The sequence below is a fragment of the Nitrosococcus halophilus Nc 4 genome (assembly GCF_000024725.1).
In the GTDB taxonomy this organism is placed as follows: Bacteria; Pseudomonadota; Gammaproteobacteria; order Nitrosococcales; family Nitrosococcaceae; genus Nitrosococcus; species Nitrosococcus halophilus.
This window is the reverse complement of the sequence record NC_013960.1, coordinates 1,593,981-1,616,878: the sequence shown is the minus strand read 5'-3', so window position 1 is coordinate 1,616,878 and position 22,898 is coordinate 1,593,981. Positions and strand designations below refer to the sequence as shown.

The following is a 22,898-nucleotide window of genomic DNA, read 5'->3' as shown; positions in this document are numbered from 1 at the left end:
TTCATTCTCTATCGCTTTAAACCTTAAAGAGTATAAGGAGTACGCTGCTTCAAGACAGAGTTTGAAAGATAGCCATAAAAATGCTACAACCTAATCGATGGATTTTGCCCCATTCCATCCACTCTACCCACAAAAGGACGCCACAACAAACCCTTAGCAATGACGCCGAGGCAAAGCCAACTAAAAAGAATTACCCCATGAATAAACGTTTTACCCGAGTAATTGTCCTTTGGTGCTTGATATTATTAACCTTATGGGTCGGATATGACTATGTCTACCTGGCTCTTTCCAGATATACTGCTGAACCTCACCCCGTAACCCCTCGGGCTCCCCTGACCGAAACGGAGCAAACTACTACCGAAATTTTTGAACGTACCTCTCCTTCAGTCGCTTTTATCATGACGGAAAGGCGAGAGGGTGGCTTCTTTCCCTTTGCTCCTGGCCCAACCCAGGTAGGAACTGGTTCGGGATTTGTCTGGGACAAAGCCGGGCATATTGTGACCAATCACCATGTGGTTGAAGGCGCCCAAAGGATGGGAGTTCGCTTTGGTTCTGAAGAACTATTAGAGGCAAAAATTCTGGGCTCGGCACCCGACTATGATTTAGCGGTACTCCGTATTTTACGCCCCCAACGCACCTTTTCTCCTATCCCTATTGGGAGTTCTGAAAACTTGCAGGTTGGCCAATTGGCCTATGCCATCGGCAACCCCTTCGGTCTGAGCCGGACTCTTACCAAAGGGATCATTAGTGCCCTCGATCGACGCTTGCCAACCGCTTCAGGTCGAGAGATCCGGGGAGTTATTCAAACCGATGCGGCTATCAATCCAGGAAATTCAGGAGGCCCACTCTTGGATTCGGCAGGCCGTCTGATTGGGGTCACGACTGCCATTATCTCTGGGACCGGCTCTTTTGCTGGCGTTGGCTTTGCTGTTCCGATTGATATTGTTAATCGGGTGGTGCCGCAACTGATTAAAGAAGGTAGAGTCCCACGCCCTGGCATCGGCATTGCTGCCTTGCCAGAAGAGGCTGCCGCCCGTCTCGAGATTCAAGGAGTCATTGTCGCCGAAGTGATAGCTGGCTCACCGGCAGATAAAGCGGGGCTGAAAGGGATGAATTTATCCACAGGTGAACTGGGAGATATTATTACCCACGTTAATAATCGGAGAGTAAGGTCGGTACCAGAGCTGGCTGCGGCATTGACAGAAATAGGCATTGGCAACAAAGCGGAATTGACGCTATTACGGGAGGGGAAGACCCGCAGGGTTGAGGTAGCCATAGTGGATATTTCCGGATAAAGTTCCTTCTGGAAAGCCCCACAAAACCGCTCCGCTTAATTTGGAATTTAACTCAGCTGATCCGAATCAATAATCTTGACATCGCCGGCTATCAGTTCCTGTCGTACCTGGTCATCGGTGGAAGGCTCTACGGGACGGGTAAGATCCCAGAGCACGTAAACATTAAAACCGGCCGCGGCACCATCTTCAGCGGTCCATTTGACACAAACGTCCCGAGCAAGACCGCAGATAAATATTTCTTCCATGCCCCGCTCTCTCAAATAACCAGCTAATCCAGTGTGAGGGCGCTCACCTGCGGGGTTCCAATTATTACGAAATCCACTATAAGAATCGCTTTCTGGATCTATCCCCTTGCGTATGATAGCCGCCACCTTCTCCCAGGGCAGGCTGCCATGGAACTCAGCCCCCGGCGTTCCCTGGACACAATGATCCGGCCACAGGGTCTGGGGATGATTATCGATCTCGATGATCTCCATAGGTTCACGCCCTGGATGGCTGCTAGCAAAAGAGATATGACCGGATGGATGCCAATCTTGAGTCGCCACATAATGGCAGAATGTATTTGACTCCATCAGCATGCGTATCGGCTCGATAATCTGATCACCTTCGGCCACAGGCAGTGCTCCTCCCGGTAGGAAATCCGGTTGGATATCCACTAATAATAATACAGCACTTTCTCTATTAAACGTAATCGTGGGTCTTTCCATCATTAAACTCCCTAGAACTCGGAAATCAGCGTCTCTACGCTGGCGTTCTTTAAGTAAAGCCAACAGAAAAGAAGTTTACCAGACCACAGGAAGCCATTTTTATTACCGTTAAAAACAGCGAAAGAAGGATGAAAAAATTAATTCAATGCTATTTCTCAACGACTATCCTAAGTTACAGCATGGTAATTATGGGGGGCACAGTGCTTTTTATCGCCCTTGCGCAGCAAGTCCATCAGTATGGAGAGCTGTGGTTTGATACTATTATCCTCACCTTCTTTGCTGAACACCGCACATGGGTGCTGGACAATTTTTTTCTCTGGATAACCTGGGCAGGTTCTGGATTTGTTCTTCTACCTCTTGGCATTGTCATTCTAGGTATCTTGATTCGCTACCGCCATTATCCGGAGGCCATCCTTATAGGGATTGGTTTTAGCGGGGCCAGTCTTATGAACCTGGCCCTGAAAGCCTTCATCGTTCGGGAAAGACCCCTATTATTTCCTCCCTTAGAAGAATATGGTGGGTTCGCCTTTCCTAGTGGGCATACTGCCCAGATTACCGCCTTTGCCCTTTCCGTCTTCCTCATCATTCACCGCCTCCGTCCTCGCTGGCAATGGCCAACCGCTATACTCTTAACCATACTCGTTCTATGTGTATCCACTTCCAGGCTCTACCTACAGGTCCACTATCCTTCCGATATCCTAGGAGGGTTTTTAGTCGCCTTGGTATGGGTTTTCAGCACTGCTGCCCTCATCCGCATAACTACTCAACTGGAATAGCCAGAAAAATAGGGGGATAACCATGAATCCGCTTTTAAAGCTGCTCGAATTTGGACAAAGTTACTGGCTTGATAACCTTACCCGTCGCATGATCAAGAATGGGGATTTGAAGCGCCGGGTTGAAAAACAAGGTTTGCGCGGCGTCACTTCCAACCCGAAGATTTTCCATGAAGCGATTGCTAAAAGTGATGATTACGATGCCCAAATCGAAACCCTGATCGCAGAAGGTCGTTCTAATATCGAGATTTATGAAGCACTGGTGACCACCGACCTCCAAGATGCCTGCGATATTCTACGCCCTGTTTACGACGAACTGAAAGGCCAGGACGGATTCGTCAGTCTTGAAATCTCCCCCCATCTCGCCCATGACACCCCGGGATCCATCCAGGAGGCACGACGGTTATGGCAAACCGTGGATCGACCTAATTTGCTCATCAAAATACCCGCTACCGCCGCCGGTATTCCCACGATTGAAGAATTGTTATTCGAAGGGATCAATATCAACATCACCCTCCTGTTTTCCATCGAACGCTACCAAGCCGTGGCACAGGCCTATCTTAAAGCCCTAGAGCGACGCCTTGAAGCAGACAAATCAGTGGCTCATATTGCCTCTGTAGCTAGCTTCTTCCTCAGCCGGATTGATGTACTGGCAGACCAGCTCCTAAGCCATCGCATTCCTCTAGAAGGAAGATCTCATTTAGAGCCCCATCCAGAGGACTTGCAAGGTAAAGTGGCCATTGCCAACGCTAAGCTAGCCTACCAGTATTTTAAGCACATCCTCCAAAGTAATCGCTGGAAAGCCTTAGAGGCTAAAGGAGCCCAGGTGCAGCGAATGCTATGGGCCAGTACCAGCACCAAAAATCCGGCCTACCATGACGTGATGTATATTGAACCTTTGATTGGCCCCCGCACTATTAATACCATGCCGGAAGATACCATTGAGGCCTTTGCCGACCATGGTACGGTTAAAGAAACAGTGGAGAAAAATATAGAAGAGGCTCAAAAAGTCATTACTGAGCTGGAAAAAATAGGGATCGATTTTCAACTAGTCGCCTCACAATTGGAAAATGAGGGCATCCAAAAATTTATCGATCCCTACGATGAACTCTTAGAAACATTGGGTATCAAGTGCCAACAATGTAGAAACCGCCAACAGGTGGAGCCACTACAAGACGTAGCCCAACAACTCCGCCGCCTTGTTATCCAGATGACCACCGAAGCCGGTTCAGGCCATCCCACCTCCTGCCTCTCCTGTGCAGAGATTGTCGCTGCCCTGTTTTTCCATGAAATGCGTTGGGATCCCAAGGATTCCAACGCTCGTAATGTGGATACCTTTATCCTTTCCAAAGGCCATGCCGCTCCCATTCTTTGGGCGGCCCTGTGGGAGGCAAAAGCCATTGACGAAGATCCGCTCTCACTTCGCAAATTGGATAGCACTCTGGAGGGCCATCCTACCCCGAACAATCCTTGGGTCAAGGTGGCCACCGGATCCCTAGGTCAGGGTCTAGCCGCGGCAAACGGAATTGCTCTGGCCAACCGGCTAGATGATATTGATGCCCGGGTCTATTGTCTGCTAGGGGATGGGGAATGCTCAGAGGGATCCGTTTGGGAAGCCGCCCAATTTGCTTCCTTGAATAAGCTCTCCAATTTGGTAGCCATTGTGGATGTCAACGCTCTGGCTCAAAGCGGTCCGGCCCCCTACCAGCACGATACCCAGGTGTTTGCCCACCGTTTTCAATCCTTTGGCTGGGAAGCCATAGAAATTGATGGCCATGATCTAACGGCTATCCTCAACGCCTTTGAGCAAGCTAAAAAGGCAGGGCCGACGGCCATCATAGCGAAGACTGAGAAAGGAAAAGGGGTCTCTTTCTTGGAAGGCAAATATGGCTGGCATGGTAAGGCCCTAGATCAGGAAAGCATGGATAAGGCTCTGGCAGAGCTAGGAGAAAATCATGCTAACGTTACCGTGGAACCTCGGCGTATAGGTACTTACAACGTTCCCCAAAGGAGGCCAGCACCTGCGCTCTCTATTGACTATTCTATAGGAAATCAGGTCGCCACACGGGATGCCTTTGGTGCGGCGCTGAAAAAACTAGGGGATTTTCTTCCCGAACTCGTGGTCCTAGATGGCGATGTCAAAAATTCCACCCGAACCGAATATTTTTCCGAAGAATATCCCAATCGATTTTTCGAAGGCTATATTGCCGAACAGAATATGGCGGGCACCGCCCTAGGACTGGCGGCCTGTGGCAAAATTCCCTGCGCCGCCAGCTTCGCTTGTTTTCTGACCCGAGCCTACGACTTTATCCGGATGGCTGGCCATAGCCGTCCCCCACATCTCATTTTTTGCGGCAGCCATGCCGGCGTTTCCATTGGCGAGGATGGCCCCTCCCAAATGGGACTGGAAGATCTAGCGATGTTTCGAGCTGTCTCTGGCAGCACGGTCCTGTACCCCTGTGATGGTGTCAGCGCTGAGCGCTTGACCGAGCAAGCAGCACAAATCCAAGGAATTGTCTACATTCGCACGACCCGACCCAAAACCCCTGTAATCTACACCAGTGATGAAAAATTCCCGGTTGGAGGAAGTAAAACCTTACGTACTTCAAAAGAGGATAAATTTACTCTGGTAACAGCGGGTATTACCGTGCACGAAGCACTTGCCGCTTACGATAAGCTTAAACAGAATGGAATCTCTACTCGAGTCATCGACAGCTATTCGATAAAACCGATTGATGTAGAAACCCTTTCCAAAGCAGCTCATGACACCCAAGCACTGGTGGTCATCGAAGATCATTGGATCGACGGGGGCCTCGGCGATGCAGTAGCCGCCGCCGTCAATTCCCTAGCGCCAGTACACCGTCTTGCAATTACAGAAGAACCCCGTTCTGGAAAATCAGAAGAATTATTAGACCGATATGGGATTTCTAAAAAAGCTATCGCACAGAAAGTCCTGGAACTTATCGGGTAAATCTTCTATACCTTACAAAATCATCAGTTAAATGTGAGTGCAAGAACCATAATCCAAAACCGCTAATCCTCACATTTCGTCCGTTCATTTACATTAAAGGGTAGCGAAGGAGGAAAATAGCGATGAGTATAGTTAAAAGGTTAGACATTACTCTTCTGACGAGTCTCTTATTGTTACCAATGTATGGCTGTCAGGACCAATCAATGGAACCACCAAAGGAGAGCAGCACGGCAGGCCAAAAAGTACAGCCCCATGAACACATGTTCGAAATAACAATGAGCGAAAAGGAGAGAATGGAAAAGCAACAGCCCTCCTTCTCCCAACTCGATGCAGATGGCAATAATTCCATCAGCAAAGAGGAAGCTCAGGCTTTTGATGCGCTAGCCTTACACTTCAGGCAGCTGGACCAAAACAAGGATGGCAAAGTTGACCCCGATGAATTCCTCGCCTTTAAGGCCATGCAGATGCGAGGCTTTGATCACGGCGGCGACAGTACCGTGCAGTACGGAGAGCATGGCGCTCCACCCCATAGCGCTCTACCTGAGCAAAAGGAAAGCGCCGCAGGCCAAGAAATACAGCCCTCTGAAAAACGCACGCTCGAATCAATGCAGCCGCCAGGCGAGAGCCGCGCAGCAGGCCAAAAAGTACAGCCCCATGAACACATGTTCGAAATAACAATGAGCGAAAAGGAGAGAATGGAAAAACAGCAGCCCTCATTCTCTCAACTCGATGCAGATGGCAATAATTCCATCAGTAAAGAGGAAGCTCAGGCTTTTGATGCGCTAGCCTTACACTTCAGGCAGCTAGACCGAAACAAGGATGGCAAAGTTGACCCCGATGAATTCCTCGCCTTTAAGGCCATGCAGATGCGGGGCTTTGATCACGGCGGCGACAGTACCGTGCAGTACGGAGAGCATGGCGCTCCACCCCATAGCGCTCTACCTGAGCAAAAGGAAAGCGCAGCAGAGCAACCATCCAAAGGCGAGAGCGAGAAAATGGAAAGACAGCAATAATTTTACCCGATATATAAGGGGGGCTATCGAAGATAGGCACTCAGTAAGGCTTGCTTCACCTCCATGGCAAAGAAGCGACTCAGATAGCCCTCCTTAATATTACTACCATTCTGCTGATTACATGACTTTAATTTCAGACTTTCCAATCTCTTGGTCCAGTACTGCTTCCCCCAACTCACCCCTTTTCTAGCTATTACCCCTATATATCAGGAATGACTCCCTGGATAACTTTCCTCAAAATAAACAATGCATTGCTTTAAAACCAAATAGGCTAATTTTTAGTTAATCCTTAGGAACACTACCATGGAAAGAATATATAGGATGATCCTAGGCAAAACCTTTTCCTTTATTTTTATCGGGATTTCTGTGGGGTTAATCGGGCTTGCAGCATATCAGTTCATTCAAGGGGTGCTCGCAGGGGAAGAACTTATCAAAATCATCATCCAATCCATTAACACAACAGTTATTTCTTTGGCGATGTTTGAATTAGGGATAGGGGTTAGTGAAGAATACTCGGTATCTAATCAACAAACCAACATATTTACGGTATTCAGACGCACCATTACTCGCTTTGTGGGTTTAGTTTGCATTGCCCTGGTCCTAGAGGCACTCATTTTAGTCATTAAATACAGCCAGCTTGAACTTGCAGGAAACCTGTATTACCCCGTCGGAATCCTTTTCGGTGCCAGCACCCTGCTTATCGCACTTGGCGCTTTTTTAAAACTCACGAAAATATCACCTTGAGCCCACGGATCAATTGCTATGTTTTTTTGGCGTTTGCTGACTTAATCAAAATAAACCATGAGTATTCGCAATCTTGAACATTTGTTTCAGCCCCAGTCAGTGGCGGTGATCGGCGCTTCTATTAAACCCCATAGTGTGGGGAACACTGTGATGCGCAATCTCCTAGAAGGGGGGTTTGGTGGCCCGATTATGCCCGTCAACCCCAAATACAAAGCCGTCGCCGGGGTTTTAGCCTACCCAGATATTGCCAGCCTGCCAGAAACTCCCGATCTGGCTATCATCGGCACCCCGCCTACCACAGTACCAGGGATCATCGCCGAGTTAGGCGAGCGCGGAACGAAGGCAGCTGTTGTGCTTACTGCAGGCCTGCCCCAAACCAAAGATGAACAAGGACAAAACCTCCAGCAAAAAATGCTGGAAGCCGCTCAGCCTCACCTTTTGCGTATTCTCGGCCCTAACTGCGTGGGCCTAATGATTCCTTTGCTGGGGTTCAATGGCAGTTTTGCCCATACTCAGGCTATGGAAGGTGAAATCGCCTTTGTTTCCCAATCAGGAGCCCTCACCACAGTGGTGCTAGATTGGGCCAAATCTAAAGAAATTGGCTTTTCCTATTTTATTTCCATGGGAGATAGTGCGGATATCGATTTTGGGGATGTGCTGGACTACCTGGGAGGTGAACCCAATACCCACGCTATTCTCCTCTATATCGAATCCATCAAAGAGGCCCGGAAGTTTATGTCCGCAGCCCGGGCAGCGGCACGCAACAAACCGGTACTGGTGGTCAAATCCGGTCGCGCTCCAGAGGGAGCCCAGGCCGCCGCTTCCCATACCGGTGCCCTGGCCGGTGCCGATGATGTCTATAGTGCCGCCATTCGTCGTGCAGGCATGCTACGTGTGGTCACCATTGAAAACCTGTTTGGTGCCGTAGAAACCTTGGCCCGGGCTTTGCCTATGAAAGGCAATCGGTTAACCATTCTGACCAATGGGGGCGGTCCCGGCGTAATGGCGACCGATGCTGTAGCCTTAGCCGATGGCCAACTCGCCACCCTCTCCGAGAAAACCATCCAGCAACTGGACCAGGTGCTCCCCCCCACCTGGTCCCATGGCAACCCAGTCGATATCATCGGGGATGCCCCCGCGGAACGCTACGTGAAAGCCTTAAAGATTTTACTTAACGATCCCCAATCCGATGCTATTTTGCTTATTCATGCCCCTACCGCCATCGTACCCAGTGACCATATTGCAGAAGCTATCGTCACTGTTGTGAAAGAAGCTAAGCGCAACGTACTGACCTGCTGGCTAGGGGGTGAGGCGGTTGAAAAAGCACGGGATATTTTTGCGAGGGCCGATATTCCTACCTACGGAACTCCTGAGGAAGCCGTTCAGGCCTTTCTAAATATGATGGAATACCATCGCAATCAAGTGCAATTAATGGAAACCCCTCCTTCTATCCCTCAGGAGTTCACTCCCAACCGAAAGACAGCGCAGCAGATCGTGGAAAAAGCCCTCGCTTCCCCCCACCGTTTATTAAGCGAGCCCCAAGCTAAAGAGATTTTGGCTGCCTACGGCATTCCAGTGGTCGCCACCCGGGTGGCCAAAACTCCTGAAGAAGCTCAACAGATGGCCCAAGAACTAGGTTTTCCGGTAGCGCTAAAGATTCTCTCGCCTGATATTTCCCATAAATCAGACGTCGGAGGCGTCGTCCTGGATTTAGAAACCCCCGAGGCCGTCCAGTCAGAAGCTGAAAGGATACTTCGCCGTCTTCAAGAATTACGCCCTGAAGCCCAATTGGAGGGGTTTACGGTACAAGAAATGGCCCATCGTCCTGGCGCCCATGAACTTTTGATCGGTGCAACCACAGACCCCATTTTTGGTCCGGTTATTTTATTTGGCCAAGGAGGCACTGCCGTCGAGATTATTCAAGACCGAGCCGTGGCATTGCCTCCCCTCAATATGCGCCTGGCACAAGAACTGATCTCCAGAACCCGCGTTGCCAAATTACTTGCGGGTTATCGGGATCGCCCTGCCGCCGATCAGGAGGCCATTGCCCGGGTTCTGATCCAGATTGCTGAACTAATGGCTGATATTCCAGAAATCACTGAACTCGATATTAACCCGCTCCTCGCCGACGATAAGGGAGTCTTGGCCTTAGATGCCCGTATGGGGATAGCACCTGCTAAGAGTTCGGGTCCTGAACGGCTTGCCATCCGCCCTTACCCCAGGGAACTTGAGAAATGGAGCGACTTTCAAGGAGAAAAAGTGCTGTTACGTCCCATTCGTCCTGAAGATGAACCCCAGTACCGGGAATTTCTACAACAACTGGACCCCGAAGATATCCGCTTTCGTTTCTTTGACATGATCAAAGAATGGCCCCATTCCGAACTAGCCCGCTATACTCAGATTGACTATGACCGAGAAATGGCTTTCCTAGCGATTACCCAAGATGGAGACGATTGGCCCAAAATTCTAGGAGTCGCCCGAGCAATCACGGATCCCCTAAACATCCAAGCAGAATTTGCCATCATCGTGCACTCGGCACTTAAAGGCAAAGGGCTGGGCCATCTTTTGCTGGATAAAATGATCCGCTACTGCCAATCCTGTGGCACTAAGGAGCTGATCGGCAATGCACTTCGTGATAATAAGCGGATGTTGGCCCTAGCCAAAAGCCTCGGTTTTGAAATTCAGCCTTCTCCCAATGAGGCAATAGTCCAGGTTCAACTTTGTTTACAGCCGAAAAAAAAATAGCGGTACATCCCTGTACCGCAACGAACTAAAGGGAGAGTAGAGAAAAGCCAACATTGAGCTCATCTTCTGACAATAAACAATCAATATTGGTGATGGGCGATAACAATCAAAAGAGATTAGATCTTCGGATTACCACACCTCTCTTAGTGAGCCTCTCGTTAGTAGCTCCGGATGTGGTCGACCAGGTTTATCATCTCTCACAACAATTGCCTCAGGCAGTTCAACGTCTTGAAGCGTATTTTGCCCAGTATGAAGGGGGCCGAGAGATCCTGGCTCAAAAAGGAAGCTCTACGAATAGTAAAAGCAACATAAAATATGGAGACCCTAGGAGAAAACTATGAATCGCCTAGACGGAAAAGTAGCTCTCGTCCGCTAAGGTTCATAAAATTTTCGGAAAAATCAATGTGCTGGTCAATATGGATAGCCTCCACCCTATTGGCCATGTGGGAGCCCCCGAAGATATTGCTTATGGGATTCTTTATCTTTCCTCTGGTGAAGCTAAATTTGTGACAGGGAGTGAATTAGTCATTGATGGCGGCTATACGGCCCGATAAGAGCACAGAGACAAGATCATTTAAATATCCAAACTAGCGAAAGTGTTTTATATATACTAGAAAGTTAATTAAGAAATCATTGTGTGAGAACAACCTGCTGTACAGCAATTTCTTTCGTAATAGGTAAAAACCAAATACCTCTTAATGGAGGAAAATCCAATGAAACATGAGTTACCTCCTCTTTGATTATCGTAATGAAAAAGCCAAGTATTTGGACGCTTTCTGGAATCGGGTGAATTGGGATTTTGTCGCTAAAAATTTTCAAGGCAAGTAATGAACACCATTGTCACCATCACCATGAACCCTTCCCTTGACCTCTCAACCGAGATTGAGGAAATGCTCCCTGGACGAAAATTGCGGACTGCTCCGCTTCGTCGAGAACCAGGTGGAGGGGGTATTAACGTGGCCCGTGGGATTCAGACACTCGGTGGCCAGGTCACTGCCCTTTATACCGTCGGTGGTCCAACAGGGCAAATGCTAAAGGAACTGGTTGACCAAGAAGATATTAATCATTACCCCCTTCCTATCCAACGTCCCACTCGGGAGAGTTTTGCTATCCTGGAAAGCTCAAGTGGTCATCTTTTTCACTTTGTCTCACCCGGCCCGGAACTGAGCCAGCAAGAATGGCAGCAATGCTTAGATCAAATCGACCAATGGAAACCTAAACCCACCTATCTAGTTGCTAGTGGCAGCTTACCGCCGGGAGTTCCAAACGATTGGTATGCCCGGCTAGCACGAATTGCGAAAAAACAGGGGATGCGCCTGATCTTGGATACCTCAGGGCCACCCTTACAGGCTGCTTTAGAAGAAGGGGTTTATCTGGTCAAACCCAATCAGCATGAGTTTCAAAACTTAACGGGACATTCAGTAGACACTCCGGAAGAACAAGCCACACTGACTCGAGAATTTGTTGAACAAGGGAAAGCCGAGGTCGTTATTTTGACTCTAGGGGATAAAGGGGCCTTGCTGACCACCCGGGAAGAGCAGCAGCGCGCCCAACCCCCAAAAGTAAAGAGCATTAGTCCGGTCGGCGCAGGAGACAGCTTCGTCGCGGTCATTACCTTCAATTTAGCCCGCGGTCGTGCCCTTAAAGAGTCTCTGTATTACGGTGTTGCCGCTGCTGCGGCGGCGCTTTTGACTCCTGGCACAGAGCTTTACCGCACTGAAGATATGGAGCGTATTTATCAGCAAATGTGCCGCGAACAGCACTGAATTTAGAAAATCCTATTCCTTTAAATTTTTTTTAGTCAAGGTTATGGCATGTACTCGAAGTTAGAGATCCCTACGGACATTTCTATAGTTTGGGAGAAACTTGTTCAGCCCGGCGGGCGGATTGTTTACCTCATCCTGGATGGCGGAGGTGGATTACCCCATCCTGAAACAGGGAAAACTGCCTACCAAGAGGCTCATACTCCGAATCTGGATCAGTTGGCTCAATCCTCAAGCTGCGGCCTCCTAGAACTCGTTGGTCCAGGCATTACCCCTGGCAGTGGACCCGGCCATCTTGCCCTTTTTGGCTATCATCCCTTGCGCTATACCCTCGGTCGCAGTGTGCTCTCTGCGCTCGGGATAGATTTCCCCTTGCAGGAAGGAGATGTGGCCGCCCGGGTAAATTTTGCAACGGTGGATACCGAGGGTCGGATTACTGACCGACGCGCTGGTCGGATTGCCACTGAAACCAACCAACGTTTGTGCGAAAAAATCCGGCAAGCAGTCCAACTAGATTTTGAGGGGGAATATTTTTTTGAAACCGTCAGTGAACACCGGGCGGTATTTGTCCTACGGGGTCCGGGGTTAAACGCAAAGGTGCAAGATACCGATCCCCAAAGCACGGGGGTTTTCCCTTACCCCGCCAAAGCAGAAACAGCAGACTCTCAGCAAGTTGCAACCCTGATCAATGCCTTTATTGAACAAGTTAGAGAAGTATTAAGTAACGAAAAATCTGCCAATGCTATTCTACTAAGAGGTTTTGAGCGTTATGACCTCCTGCCCTCCCTCCAGGACCGTTTCCAATTGAAAGGACTCTGCCTGGCAGGCTATCCCATGTACCGTGGTGTCAGCCGTTTGCTTGGAATGGATTTAATCGATCCCCCCACCAGTATGGAGGCTGCCTTCGAGGCGCTAGGGAAGCACTATGGAGATGAACATGATTTTTACTTCCTCCATGTCAAGGGCACGGATAGTCGGGGAGAAGACGATGATTTTCAAGGCAAAGTGGCGGTCATTGAAGAAGTGGATGGCTTACTGCCAAAAGTCTTAGCCCTCGATCCCGAGGTATTGGTGATCACCTCAGACCACTCCACTCCAGCGGTAATGGCACAGCATAGCTGGCATCCGGTACCGGTGCTAGTCCACTCCCGGTATGCTCGAGTTGACAAATTACCCCAATTTGACGAATACCACTGTCTTCGGGGCTCCCTGGGATTGCGGCCTGGCGTCCATTTGCTAGGGTTAGCGCTGGCCCATGCGGGACGCCTTAAAAAATTCGGCGCCTAGCAACCTCAGAAATTGAGGGAAAACACCTTTTTAAGTAGGAGGAATTAAGACGTGTTAGCGCCGTACCCACCAATTTTATAGCATTTCTTCTTTAAATGGGATCAGCTTCCCCCAAACTCTCGTTAATGGGCGCCACTAGCATGGCTCTAGGGGTCATCATAGGAGGGGGGTTCTTTGCCGTTCTTGGCCCCGCCACGGAGACTGCAGGAAATGCCGCTTTTATCAGTGTGGGACTTGCGGGCCTTCTCGCTCTGCTTACCGGTATTTCCTACAGTCGGCTGACATTGCGTTTTAATGAACCTGGCGGTAGCTTCGTTTACATTAGTCCTCTGTTGGGTACTGAAATCGCTGGAACCCTCAGCTGGTTCTTAATTCTAGCCTATCTATTCACTACTGCCCTCTATGCCTCCACTTTTGGTGCTTTTGCCACCCTATTACTTGATATAAGCTGGCAGCATGCTCCTTCCCTGGGCGCCCTAGTAATTATTCTACTCGCAGTGGTTAACCTAGCAGGCATTCGTTTTTCTAGTTTCTTTGAAAATTTTCTTATTTATAGCAATATCGGCCTTCTTCTCTTCCTGGCTGGGAAAAGTTTACAAACCATAAGCCTGGAAGAGGCATTGCCCGTTTTGGAAGTACCCTCTAAGGAAATCATTTTCGCGGCTGCTCAAATGTTTGTTGGGTTTGAAGGATTTCAGTTACTTACTTATAACTACCATGATATCGACAATCATAAAAAAAATTTCCCCCGGGCCATGCGAACAGCTATTTTACTTTCTATTGCTCTTTATATATTACTCGCCTTCGTTACTACAGCCGCAGTTGGCAATAAAGTAGCAGGGGAACAACCTCAGACTATACTTATTGATCTGGCTGGTCTGGTGTTGGAACAACAAGGTTTGACATTGGCTCTGGTTATCATCACTTTATCCATGACAGCAGCTATCAATGCCACCATGTTTTCCCATGGACGGCTGGCAAAGCGCCTAGCCCATGAGCATGAAATCCCTCCAGGGTTAACTCGGAGGCAATACAGTGGCGTTCCCCTGCTATATCTTGTCTTTATTGTGGCGGCAGTCATAGGAATCATATTCACCATTGATCTCGATGAGCTAGCAGCTTTCTCAAGCCTAGTTCTCCTCTCCACCTTTGTATAGTGAATCTGGTTGCTGCCATCTACAGTGTGTATCCTGGTTGGCAACTCATCTTTCCCTTACTTGGCAGTGCTGGCTGCGTCATCGCTGCCGCGGCACTGGTTAATCAACTCCTTTTAAATGATCCCCAGTATTTCTGGAAAATAAGTGGTGCAGCTGCTGTTCTCTTAGTTTTTCGATTTGTTTACCTTTACTGGCATCGTTCAAAGCTTCCTCTACCTCCAAGCATATGGAAACGAACACCTCCTGAAGCACAAATATTGATACTGTCCCAGTTAAGGCGATTGGGAGAGTTGGAAAAAGAAGAAAAAAAACTAAAAGCACAACTTAAGCGAAATTCTAACAATTAATTTTAACTCTCTATATTTCAAACATCAGACTAATAGATTCATTAGAGGGCTATCCTCCTATTTTCTTACGGCGCTCATCTATTGCCTTACGATGTTGAGCCCGAAAGGCATCTCGCTCTGACTTAGTTTTCATGCCATCTAATTTAAGGAGGTATTCACAGCGTTCCTTTTCTGTCATAAACTCCGCGCCATAAATATGGGAATAGACAGGGTTTTTTGCCGCCCTTCCCGTAAGTTTCTGAATGGATTGGCTGAATACCTCTTCTTGTTGTTCGGCCTCCGGTCGTTCATTTCCACCTGCTAGAGTAACAGAGGTAGTCAGTGAAAGGGCCCCTACAAATAAGAGTGCTCTCAATATAGACCTTGATAACATGGCAAATCTCCTTAAATTGAGTTACGCAACGGCTTATCTAGAGAGTAAATTCATAGACCAGATTATTTACAGTTCCTAAAAAATATTAGGATTAAGCTTTAATTAAGCAGGATACATATCTAATATAGTAATTGAATTATCCTCAACTAAAACATAGAAAACGTTCATGACTCAGTTAAATGAAGCACAAAGCCGCTACCGCAAAGCCTTTATTCTGGTACTGCTGACAGCCATCTTAGCGGCCTTTATAGCCATCATTCGAGAGTACCTAATCGCCCTACTTTTGGCAATCATTTTTACTGCCCTTCTCTATCCTGTTTATAACCAAGTTCTAAGGATATTACATGGACGTCGAGCACTCTCATCAGTCATTGTATTGGTGCTAGCTATTTTTGTGATAGGCCTGCCATTGCTGGGGCTGCTCGGTGCTGTAGCCGCCGAAGCAGTTCAAATTAGCGAGAGTGTTGAACCTTGGCTAGAAAAAAAATTGCCTGATCAACATGATCTCTCCCGCGATATCCCAGAGTGGTTCCCCTTTTCTGAGCAACTTGAGCCTTATAAATCGCGCATTATAGCCAAAGGTGGCGAACTTGCCGGTAACGCAGGAGAATTCCTTGCAAAGAGTATTTCTGCAGTTACCCAGGGCACGATCAATTTCATCGTTAAATTCTTCATCATGTTATATGCGATGTTTTTCTTTCTAATGTGGGGACCGGATTCGCTTACCGTTTTGATGCGCTACATCCCCCTTACCGAAAAGGACCGCTCTCTTCTTCTCGAAAAAGGACTTGCAATCACCAAGGCCATTTTGAAGAGCATTCTAGTCATTGGCGTATTACAAGGCATACTTGTGGGCTTAGCTTTCTGGGTAGCTGGACTCAAAGGCGCCATCTTTTGGGGCGCTATCGTTGTCGTACTTTCTGCCATTCCCGGTCTTGGTGCCCCCCTCATCTGGATTCCAGCGGTAATTTATCTTGCCCTAAGCGGGCAAACGGGTTGGGCCATTGGCATGACTTTATGGGGCTCCATTATCGTAGGCTCAGTGGATAACATTCTACGTCCCCACATTGTTGGCAGCGAGGCTAAAATGCCAGATTTATTGATTCTATTAGCGACCTTAGGCGGTATCCTTATATTTGGCCCTATTGGCATTATTATTGGCCCAATTATCGCCGCATTATTGGTAACCGTTCTCGAGATTTACAGAAAAGTATTTTCCGATCTTTATTTCCATTCAAAATAATTGATACTAAAGGATAATACCTATGGATCTCATCCGTGTTTTGTTTGCAATTTTACTACCGCCCTTAGGTGTATTCTTACAGGTTGGCCTAGGTGGCCAATTCTGGTTGAATATTTTACTAACGCTGCTTGGCTACATCCCCGGCATTGTCCACGCCGTGTGGATTATCGCAAAACGCTGATAGCTAGAAGCTTGGCTTATGCTAATTAATATTTAGTTCCAGATGTCTGCTTTTCCAAGTACAAAATAGGCACCATAATTGATATAGCCTTGGGTATAATCTGTATCTCTATGCTGGATCGGCCAATAATTTCGCCATCACCTCGCACAGGGAGACCCCACCTTGTACTTGCTTTAATGTTTTTTTGGGCACGTAAATAGAGAATATGAGGAGACTGTTTATGTTGCCCCCTTAATATATGCCATATAAACGATAGATAATGGGGTAATGTCCGGGCCCGTACAATACAAATATCCACCTGACCATCATCAGGTTTGACATCTGTGCCCCACCGTAATGAAGCAGCCCCCATCTCTCCTACGTTAGCAATCATAATAAAAGCTGCCCTCATACGTTGCTCTCGATTATCTATGCTGAGTTTAAAGCGCCAGGCATGGGTTCCAATTAATTCTGCTAATGCACTCCAAGCATAAGCAAGTTGACGAAAATACCGTTTGGCATGGATACTCGTTCTTTCCCCAATACGGGCATAAGATCCCACGCTAATGTTAGAAAGAAAGCTTCGATCCCCCACCTTCATAGCATCAATTTTTTTTATCCTCCCGCCTTTGACTACTAACTGGCAAGCTGCCTCTAATTCCAAAGGAATTTTTAGCTCGCGCGCTAATAAATTAGCTGTACCCACAGGAATGATGCCCAAAATGATTTCGCTCTGGATTAATTCGCTAGCTACTGCAGAAATGGTTCCATCGCCTCCCGCAACAACAATCCTTCTATAACCCTGTGTTATAGCTTGACGTACGATAGTTGGGATATGTTCTCGACCGGTAGTTTCATAAATCTTATAATCTGTATTAAACAGAGCACATTGTTGCTTCAAAATTTTCTTGACCAATTCAGCTTTACAACTCCCAGCGACAGGATTAAGTAGAATAAAGAGAGATGAGTTGGCAGAAACTAAGTCATCGATCCTAGTTCCTTTTGTAGTTTTTTCACCCTCATTGGGTAAATATTCCATAAACCTACCGTATAAAAACTTCTTAATTGATAATCTAGGGGATATACCCACTTTTTGTGATCTTAGACTGCAATATTAAGGCAATAATTATGCCAAAAAAAACAACAACGGGTATTATCTTAATTTAAGTAATAAAAAAGTAATCTAGATTTCTTTCGTTTACGTGATAAGCTATTATTCAATATAAGCAATTTTCACAGTGATTTTAGAGTTTTTACCCACAACCAAATATAACTAATTGAAATAATAATATTTTTATTTAAATAGAGGCATTTTACAAATGGCGGATAATGCACCCAAAAAAGAAATTGAGGAGCTGAGAGAAGAGCTTAGCCAACTTCGTGAAGACATGGGAAGTCTACTTTCAGCAGTTAAGAACCTTGGTCAAAGCACAGCCAAAGCGACCAAAACAAAAGCTGAACAAGAATTAGATGAAATGATGGAGAAATTAAATCAAGCTTATATCTCAGCTCGAAAAACTGGAGAACAGACAGCCGAATCAGCACAAGATGAGATTGAGAAACACCCTCTTGCAAGCCTGGCCATCGCTTTTTTAGTTGGTTTAGTAGCAGGAAAACTATTTTCACAAAAATAAATCGTGACTGTACTCGTTAAAGTTTTATTCGCTACGATTGAATTAATCAAAGCTGAATTGCAACAATCAAAAATAAATCTTTTTTATTTTTTTGTTGCTTTAGCTTTTTTTCTAGTTGGAATGTTCTTCTTGGCGGGGGCGTTTGTTTTAATCCTAATATCCATTGGCTTGGCATTAAGTGATCTAATTTCAGTACCTGCAGCTATATTAATTACTGGAATTATAGCAATATTTTTTGGCATCATATTAATTTTCATTGGAAATTCAAAAATAAAACAATGAGAAAATATTTAACTCCAGAGAAAAGAGTAAAACAGGCACGTTTACACCTGTTATCATTAGCAAAAATAGAAAACGAAAATCAATATTTAAAAAAAACTATTGGAATACCGGCAATTACTTGTGCTTTTATAGCTGGATTTATCACTAGTTTTTCTCCATCATTATCTAAGGCAATCTCCCGTGAAATAATTTCACATTCACGATTCTGGGCTACTAACCACAGGGGCCATTGAATTTTTCTTTATTTTCTTACACTTACAAACCCTGAATTTGCTATAAAACCCTGGTGCTAGTGTCTTTTTCTATCCTCAGACTCTACCACCACATTGGGCGGTGATTCTTTTCTGTTTTTTTTCCCCAGAGTTTCTTTTAATTTGCCACGTGCTAAAGCCTTTTGGGTATCCTGTGAAGTTAACCGTTTTACCTTGCGGGTTGGCTTTAAATCCAGGTCTCCCTGCTGGTGCTCACGCTCCTTGAGCACCTCTGATACCGCCTCCGGTGCGATGAGGCCATGCTTGACGGCATGCTCTGCCATGGCAAAGCTGTCCGCAGCAAGTAGTAAAGTGCTACCGGCATTGACTACTTTCTTGGCTAATATCTCAATCTCACGATGCCGTTTCTGGTTATGGCTAACATTGCGGATATAAACTGCGAGAACCCGCCCTGGGTGTTCCTGGACCACCTGAGCATAAATTTCTGGATCCCGCTGTCCGTTATCCCCAATGAGAATAAAAGGTTGGTCGTGGTAGAGAGCCAACATGTCACGGATTAGTGCAAGCTTGTGGCCCTTCCGCTGCCGGGGGAACGGGTGCTTGGGAGTAAGGCCCCAATCGCGCAGGAATAAAATAGGGCCTACGGGGATACCATGGAGGTGGAAAAACTCATCAAGGATTTCATAAAGGCTCCACGGGCCCCGAGAGACGTACAACATCGGATTGCACTCAGCACCAGCAGCGCCCGAATGCAATGCCCTGTAAAATGCTGCTACGCCGGGAAAAACTACTCGACTTTGAGGTCCTTGAATAAATAAGCGCCACAACATCTTTACCTTGTTAGCGACCCCTGTATACATAATGGTGTCGTCAATATCGCTGATCACGACGTAACGGGCGGTATTTGGCGGTATGAATAGATCACCCTTGGTCACAGCACCGGCTGGTTCAACCGATTTAAGGTCCATGTGGTGCCAGAGACGGTCTGCTGGTGGTGGCTGCATGGGTTGCAGATGGATGCGAAAGTAGCCGTCCCGATCTGTCATCACTTGCTGTTCCTTCCCACCGAAATGGACTGATAGGACCGCACCAGCAATCCCTCGTCTCAGGAGCCGTCGAGCAATGTCGATTAGATCGCGCCTCAGCGTCGCCTCTCCTGCTTTTGAGACCCTCCTTCGTTGTCTAAAAACTCGCCCCATCAGGAAGACCTCCTTAGGAGAGCCATAACCGCGATAGGGGTGGATAACAATGCCCCCCCGGCCGCGATCGCTTCTAACTGGGCGGGCCAACAAATGAAGAGCCCTGCGCAACGCTTGGGCGATGTTTCTTAACATGCAATGAATACTCATAGAGGCCTCGTAGAAGAAGTTCCAGCAAACTAGATAATCGCGATGTTGATTAACCACGGTGCCCGGATCTAGCCTATAACTATAGACAAAATTGAACTATAGTTTAATTTTTAAAGCCATATAATCTATTAGCCATTTTTGGATATATTCACAAAGCAATGCCACTTTCCAAAACATGAACCGTTACTGTTTTTTATTAATATTAGCTCTCATTCCAACCCTACTCCTCGCCTCTCCTAATAAAGATCTTCCCCCTGATTTTTATAGACAAATCGATTGTTTCCTTGAAAGCCACCAAAACAGGAGCGAATTACTTGCTCAAGAGGCTCACCAAATTGTGGAGAAACTTACTGAGATTACCGAAAACCGGGAGGATTTCGTTCAAAAAGTAAAGGAACTAAAGTCTTATCTTCGGCTCTCATACGATTTTTCCAAATCCCAAACACTTCAACGAACCCTTCTCCTAGAAGAAGAAATTAATGCCCATGTGGTGTCTTGGAATCAAGAAGCAAAACAAAAGCGCAGCACAATCACATGGATAGCACTTGCAGTCGGAGCTCTTGCCGGACTCTTCGTTGCTATCGTTAGATCCGCTCAAAAAGAGAGGTTTGATATGAATAAAATTCAAAAAATTAGTATCAATATCCTAATCTGGGCACCTATCACCATTGGCGGAGGACTGAGCTTGGGAAATCTGATTGCTGCAAAAGAGGTAGAACAGCGTCAAGTACTATTAGTACATCCCACTGAACTTATTAGGGCCCATTCTGGAGGTGTAACAATGTATGAAATTGAATCTTATTTGAAAGCATTTCTAACGGCAGAGAAGGAATCCTCCCGCTCGCAAACCAGAGAAGAACTCCATAAGCTTTATTCTAAAGCACCTGAACAGGTGGAAGCCCGGATCCGATACATGAAAGCTGTGTTAGAACATGCGCCACAAAAATTAAGCCCTTCCAAAAAAGAACAGCAAGAACAGCTAGCGGCCCTTCAAGAAGGCCTTTCCTTACCGTTCCCGTCAACTTCTTCTTGGGGCGAAGTGCGCTATTTTCTCAGCGACCACCTGTATGAGGTTGCTGTGGCGGGTGCTATCCTAGGAGTCATTATTTTTATTCTTTCCTTACATCTCAGCGGAGGGTGGTCATGGCCATATGCAGCCCTAAGTTTTTTGATTGGTCTTAACGTAGGTTTTGCACTGGGCCAAATGGCAGGAGAACTCATAAAAAAGGAAACGCCCCATGAGATCCTTCATTATGAAGTATTCTTTTAATATTATGTCTGCAGCTTTACCCATAGCATTACTATTCTAGTTTATAAGTTAGGGTAAACCCTCATTTATTCTCAGCTCTACTTTATCTATTTTGGAGGATGATTGGGGGAAAACCCAAGCCCAAGGGCGCTTAAGCTGTCACCTCTTTATCAAGAGAAGATAACTGGGCATTAGCCAAGCTGTAAGAATATTAGGAGCAACTATGATGGCCCGTTCTAGACACAACATTCACAGCTATCCCCGATCCACTCATAGCTACTCTGTCCATAGGCGTTCAAAAAGCGATGGACAGGTTCTGTCTGTGGTCATTGTACTTTTATTGATCGTAGTATTAGCAGGAGCTGCGGTGTGGGTATATCTCGGCCGTCAGGATGAAGAAGTAGAGATAGCTAGCAAGGAAAGTGAAGCACTCGTTCCACAAGCGACTGCACCCAAATCTGCAGAGCCGAAGCCCACTGAACCCCCTGTTGAAGAGGAAACGGCTCCAAGAGAGGAAAAAGACGAGTTTGCCGCAATTTTGGAAGAACTAGGCATAAAAGAAGAGAAGGCCGAACCCGAGGAACCAAAAGAGCCTTCCGAGAAGTTAGCACAGGAGGAGGTTACTGCCCCACCTCCCCCTGAACCGACTGAACCACTTCCAATCGAAGAGGAGAAATTTGAACCGACAATTAAAGAGCCCAAGGAGGGTGGTAAAGTCCCAACAGCGGAGGAATTAGGTGCGCCGCCAGAGGAAAAACCTGTATCTACAGAAAAACCAACGAGGGATAAACCAACGGAACGCCCTCGTGAAGAAGCTGAAGCCCTAGTTCCTTCAGGGCCAGAGCAGAGAGCAGAAGAAAAACCGATGGAAGGCGCTATTCCAAAGACAGTTACTGTTCAGCGTGGCGATTCCCTCTCTATTATTGCTGAACGTGTCTACGGTGATCCTGAGAAGTGGCACCTGCTCTATGAAGCTAATCAGGACAAAATCAAAGATCCTAATCAATTACTAGTTGGAACAAAGTTGACTATTCCCAGCCCGAAGGAGTAAGTACTTTTTCTCAGCACCCATGACTGGGCTTCTTTCCTCAAAGGCTTTAACAGGGCTTTTTATACTGGCCCTGTTTTTTTCTTTATATGTCGCCCGAAGCTTTTTTTTGCCCATTATTATAGCTTTTCTGTTAAATCTTCTTTTGGCACCTTTCGTCCGCTCTCTTAAAAAAATAGGCGTTAACGAAAAACTTACAGCAGCTTTCATAGTTATCGCCTTACTAGAAGGTGTAACTTTTAGTGTTTTGACATTAGCTGAACCCGCCTCTCAATGGATGCAAAAGAGTCCAATATTACTGCAACAAGCTGAACGAAAATTATTTCCCCTAAAAAAAGCAATCGAAGAAGTAGAAAAAAAAGCTGAAGAGGTGGAAGACCTCACAAAGGCAGATTCAAAAAATAATTCAATAGAAGTCGAACAAGGTTCCCGACTAAGAAATATACTCTTCACTAGCACTTGGGGGTTACTCACAAATCTGGTATTTATCTTCCTTTTGTTATATTTTTTTCTATGCTTATGGAGACTTATTTTTACATAAATTAG

23 protein-coding genes are annotated in these 22,898 nt (G+C 46.7%); 19 read left to right on the top strand and 4 right to left on the bottom strand.

Features of this window, described 5'->3' with window-relative positions; translation table 11 throughout:
• The first annotated feature begins 197 nt into the window (after window positions 1-197).
• Window positions 198-1,295, top strand: coding sequence for a S1C family serine protease (locus tag NHAL_RS07725; protein WP_041355528.1), 1,098 nt, complete (start codon window positions 198-200; stop codon window positions 1,293-1,295).
• Window positions 1,296-1,342: 47 nt separating this feature from the next.
• On the opposite strand, the gene NHAL_RS07720 is transcribed toward NHAL_RS07725, so the two are convergent.
• Window positions 1,343-2,002 (bottom strand): nicotinamidase, encoded by a 660-nt coding sequence (locus NHAL_RS07720; RefSeq protein WP_013032609.1) that lies wholly within the window; start codon window positions 2,000-2,002, stop codon window positions 1,343-1,345.
• A gap of 128 nt (window positions 2,003-2,130) precedes the next feature.
• On the opposite strand from NHAL_RS07720, the gene NHAL_RS07715 reads away from it, so the two are divergent.
• The 10 genes from NHAL_RS07715 to NHAL_RS07670 all read left to right on the top strand — a co-directional run bounded on the left by NHAL_RS07715 (window position 2,131) and on the right by NHAL_RS07670 (window position 14,455).
• Window positions 2,131-2,778 (top strand): phosphatase PAP2 family protein, encoded by a 648-nt coding sequence (locus tag NHAL_RS07715; protein ID WP_013032608.1) that lies wholly within the window; start codon window positions 2,131-2,133, stop codon window positions 2,776-2,778.
• Between the two features lie 22 nt (window positions 2,779-2,800).
• Window positions 2,801-5,746, top strand: coding sequence for a transketolase (locus NHAL_RS20290; protein WP_013032607.1), 2,946 nt, complete (start codon window positions 2,801-2,803; stop codon window positions 5,744-5,746).
• Window positions 5,747-5,949: 203 nt separating this feature from the next.
• Window positions 5,950-6,759: an EF-hand domain-containing protein gene (locus tag NHAL_RS21855; protein WP_238985471.1), complete on the top strand. Its 810-nt coding sequence runs from the start codon at window positions 5,950-5,952 to the stop codon at window positions 6,757-6,759.
• A 303-nt stretch (window positions 6,760-7,062) separates the two neighbouring features.
• Window positions 7,063-7,503 (top strand): hypothetical protein, encoded by a 441-nt coding sequence (locus NHAL_RS07690; RefSeq protein WP_013032605.1) that lies wholly within the window; start codon window positions 7,063-7,065, stop codon window positions 7,501-7,503.
• A 57-nt stretch (window positions 7,504-7,560) separates the two neighbouring features.
• Entirely contained in the window at window positions 7,561-10,248 is a 2,688-nt protein-coding gene (locus NHAL_RS07685; RefSeq protein ID WP_013032604.1) for a bifunctional acetate--CoA ligase family protein/GNAT family N-acetyltransferase, read from the top strand.
• A 404-nt stretch (window positions 10,249-10,652) separates the two neighbouring features.
• Window positions 10,653-10,802 (top strand): SDR family oxidoreductase, encoded by a 150-nt coding sequence (locus NHAL_RS20280; protein WP_238985470.1) that lies wholly within the window; start codon window positions 10,653-10,655, stop codon window positions 10,800-10,802.
• Window positions 10,803-10,968: 166 nt separating this feature from the next.
• Window positions 10,969-11,076, top strand: coding sequence for a Fe-Mn family superoxide dismutase (locus NHAL_RS22220; RefSeq protein WP_083761376.1), 108 nt, complete (start codon window positions 10,969-10,971; stop codon window positions 11,074-11,076).
• Window positions 11,076-12,014, top strand: coding sequence for a 1-phosphofructokinase family hexose kinase (locus NHAL_RS07680; protein ID WP_013032602.1), 939 nt, complete (start codon window positions 11,076-11,078; stop codon window positions 12,012-12,014). The genes NHAL_RS22220 and NHAL_RS07680 overlap by 1 nt, the downstream gene beginning before the upstream one ends.
• Window positions 12,015-12,062: 48 nt before the next feature.
• Window positions 12,063-13,298 (top strand): 2,3-bisphosphoglycerate-independent phosphoglycerate mutase, encoded by a 1,236-nt coding sequence (locus NHAL_RS07675; protein WP_013032601.1) that lies wholly within the window; start codon window positions 12,063-12,065, stop codon window positions 13,296-13,298.
• 95 nt (window positions 13,299-13,393) lie between these two features.
• Window positions 13,394-14,455: an amino acid permease gene (locus NHAL_RS07670; protein WP_083761375.1), complete on the top strand. Its 1,062-nt coding sequence runs from the start codon at window positions 13,394-13,396 to the stop codon at window positions 14,453-14,455.
• A 396-nt stretch (window positions 14,456-14,851) separates the two neighbouring features.
• Here the strand turns inward: NHAL_RS07670 and NHAL_RS07665 are convergent, their stop codons facing one another.
• The gene (locus NHAL_RS07665) at window positions 14,852-15,175 is read right to left on the bottom strand and encodes a hypothetical protein (protein ID WP_013032598.1); all 324 of its coding nucleotides are present in this window, start codon (window positions 15,173-15,175) and stop codon (window positions 14,852-14,854) included.
• A 166-nt stretch (window positions 15,176-15,341) separates the two neighbouring features.
• On the opposite strand from NHAL_RS07665, the gene NHAL_RS07660 reads away from it, so the two are divergent.
• Together NHAL_RS07660 and NHAL_RS20270 are read left to right on the top strand one after the other, a co-directional pair.
• Window positions 15,342-16,418, top strand: a complete 1,077-nt coding sequence (locus NHAL_RS07660; RefSeq protein ID WP_013032597.1) for an AI-2E family transporter — start codon at window positions 15,342-15,344, stop codon at window positions 16,416-16,418.
• A 22-nt stretch (window positions 16,419-16,440) separates the two neighbouring features.
• On the top strand, window positions 16,441-16,599 hold the full coding sequence (locus NHAL_RS20270) for a YqaE/Pmp3 family membrane protein (RefSeq protein ID WP_013032596.1): 159 nt from the start codon (window positions 16,441-16,443) through the stop codon (window positions 16,597-16,599).
• 25 nt (window positions 16,600-16,624) lie between these two features.
• Here NHAL_RS20270 and NHAL_RS07650 read toward each other — a convergent pair whose 3' ends face one another.
• On the bottom strand, window positions 16,625-17,617 hold the full coding sequence (locus NHAL_RS07650) for a diacylglycerol/lipid kinase family protein (protein ID WP_013032595.1): 993 nt from the start codon (window positions 17,615-17,617) through the stop codon (window positions 16,625-16,627).
• A gap of 280 nt (window positions 17,618-17,897) precedes the next feature.
• Between NHAL_RS07650 and NHAL_RS07645 the strand changes: the two genes are divergently transcribed.
• The 3 genes from NHAL_RS07645 to NHAL_RS20265 are packed head-to-tail and all read left to right on the top strand — an operon-like array spanning window position 17,898 to window position 18,727.
• Complete coding sequence (locus NHAL_RS07645) at window positions 17,898-18,212, top strand: ElaB/YgaM/YqjD family protein (protein ID WP_013032594.1); 315 nt, start codon at window positions 17,898-17,900, stop codon at window positions 18,210-18,212.
• Between the two features lie 3 nt (window positions 18,213-18,215).
• Window positions 18,216-18,494 (top strand): phage holin family protein, encoded by a 279-nt coding sequence (locus NHAL_RS07640; protein ID WP_041354739.1) that lies wholly within the window; start codon window positions 18,216-18,218, stop codon window positions 18,492-18,494.
• Complete coding sequence (locus NHAL_RS20265; RefSeq protein ID WP_083761374.1) at window positions 18,491-18,727, top strand: hypothetical protein; 237 nt, start codon at window positions 18,491-18,493, stop codon at window positions 18,725-18,727. Before NHAL_RS07640 ends, NHAL_RS20265 begins: the two co-directional genes overlap by 4 nt.
• Before the next feature lie 56 nt (window positions 18,728-18,783).
• On the opposite strand, the gene NHAL_RS07635 is transcribed toward NHAL_RS20265, so the two are convergent.
• Window positions 18,784-20,040 (bottom strand): App1 family protein, encoded by a 1,257-nt coding sequence (locus NHAL_RS07635; protein WP_041354737.1) that lies wholly within the window; start codon window positions 20,038-20,040, stop codon window positions 18,784-18,786.
• Between the two features lie 190 nt (window positions 20,041-20,230).
• On the opposite strand from NHAL_RS07635, the gene NHAL_RS07630 reads away from it, so the two are divergent.
• The 3 genes from NHAL_RS07630 (at window position 20,231) to NHAL_RS07620 (ending at window position 22,893) form a co-directional block, all read left to right on the top strand.
• Window positions 20,231-21,325 (top strand): hypothetical protein, encoded by a 1,095-nt coding sequence (locus NHAL_RS07630; protein WP_013032592.1) that lies wholly within the window; start codon window positions 20,231-20,233, stop codon window positions 21,323-21,325.
• Between the two features lie 301 nt (window positions 21,326-21,626).
• On the top strand, window positions 21,627-22,355 hold the full coding sequence (locus NHAL_RS21005) for a LysM peptidoglycan-binding domain-containing protein (protein ID WP_049780609.1): 729 nt from the start codon (window positions 21,627-21,629) through the stop codon (window positions 22,353-22,355).
• A 19-nt stretch (window positions 22,356-22,374) separates the two neighbouring features.
• On the top strand, window positions 22,375-22,893 hold the full coding sequence (locus NHAL_RS07620) for an AI-2E family transporter (protein WP_041354732.1): 519 nt from the start codon (window positions 22,375-22,377) through the stop codon (window positions 22,891-22,893).
• The last annotated feature ends 5 nt before the right edge of the window (window positions 22,894-22,898 follow it).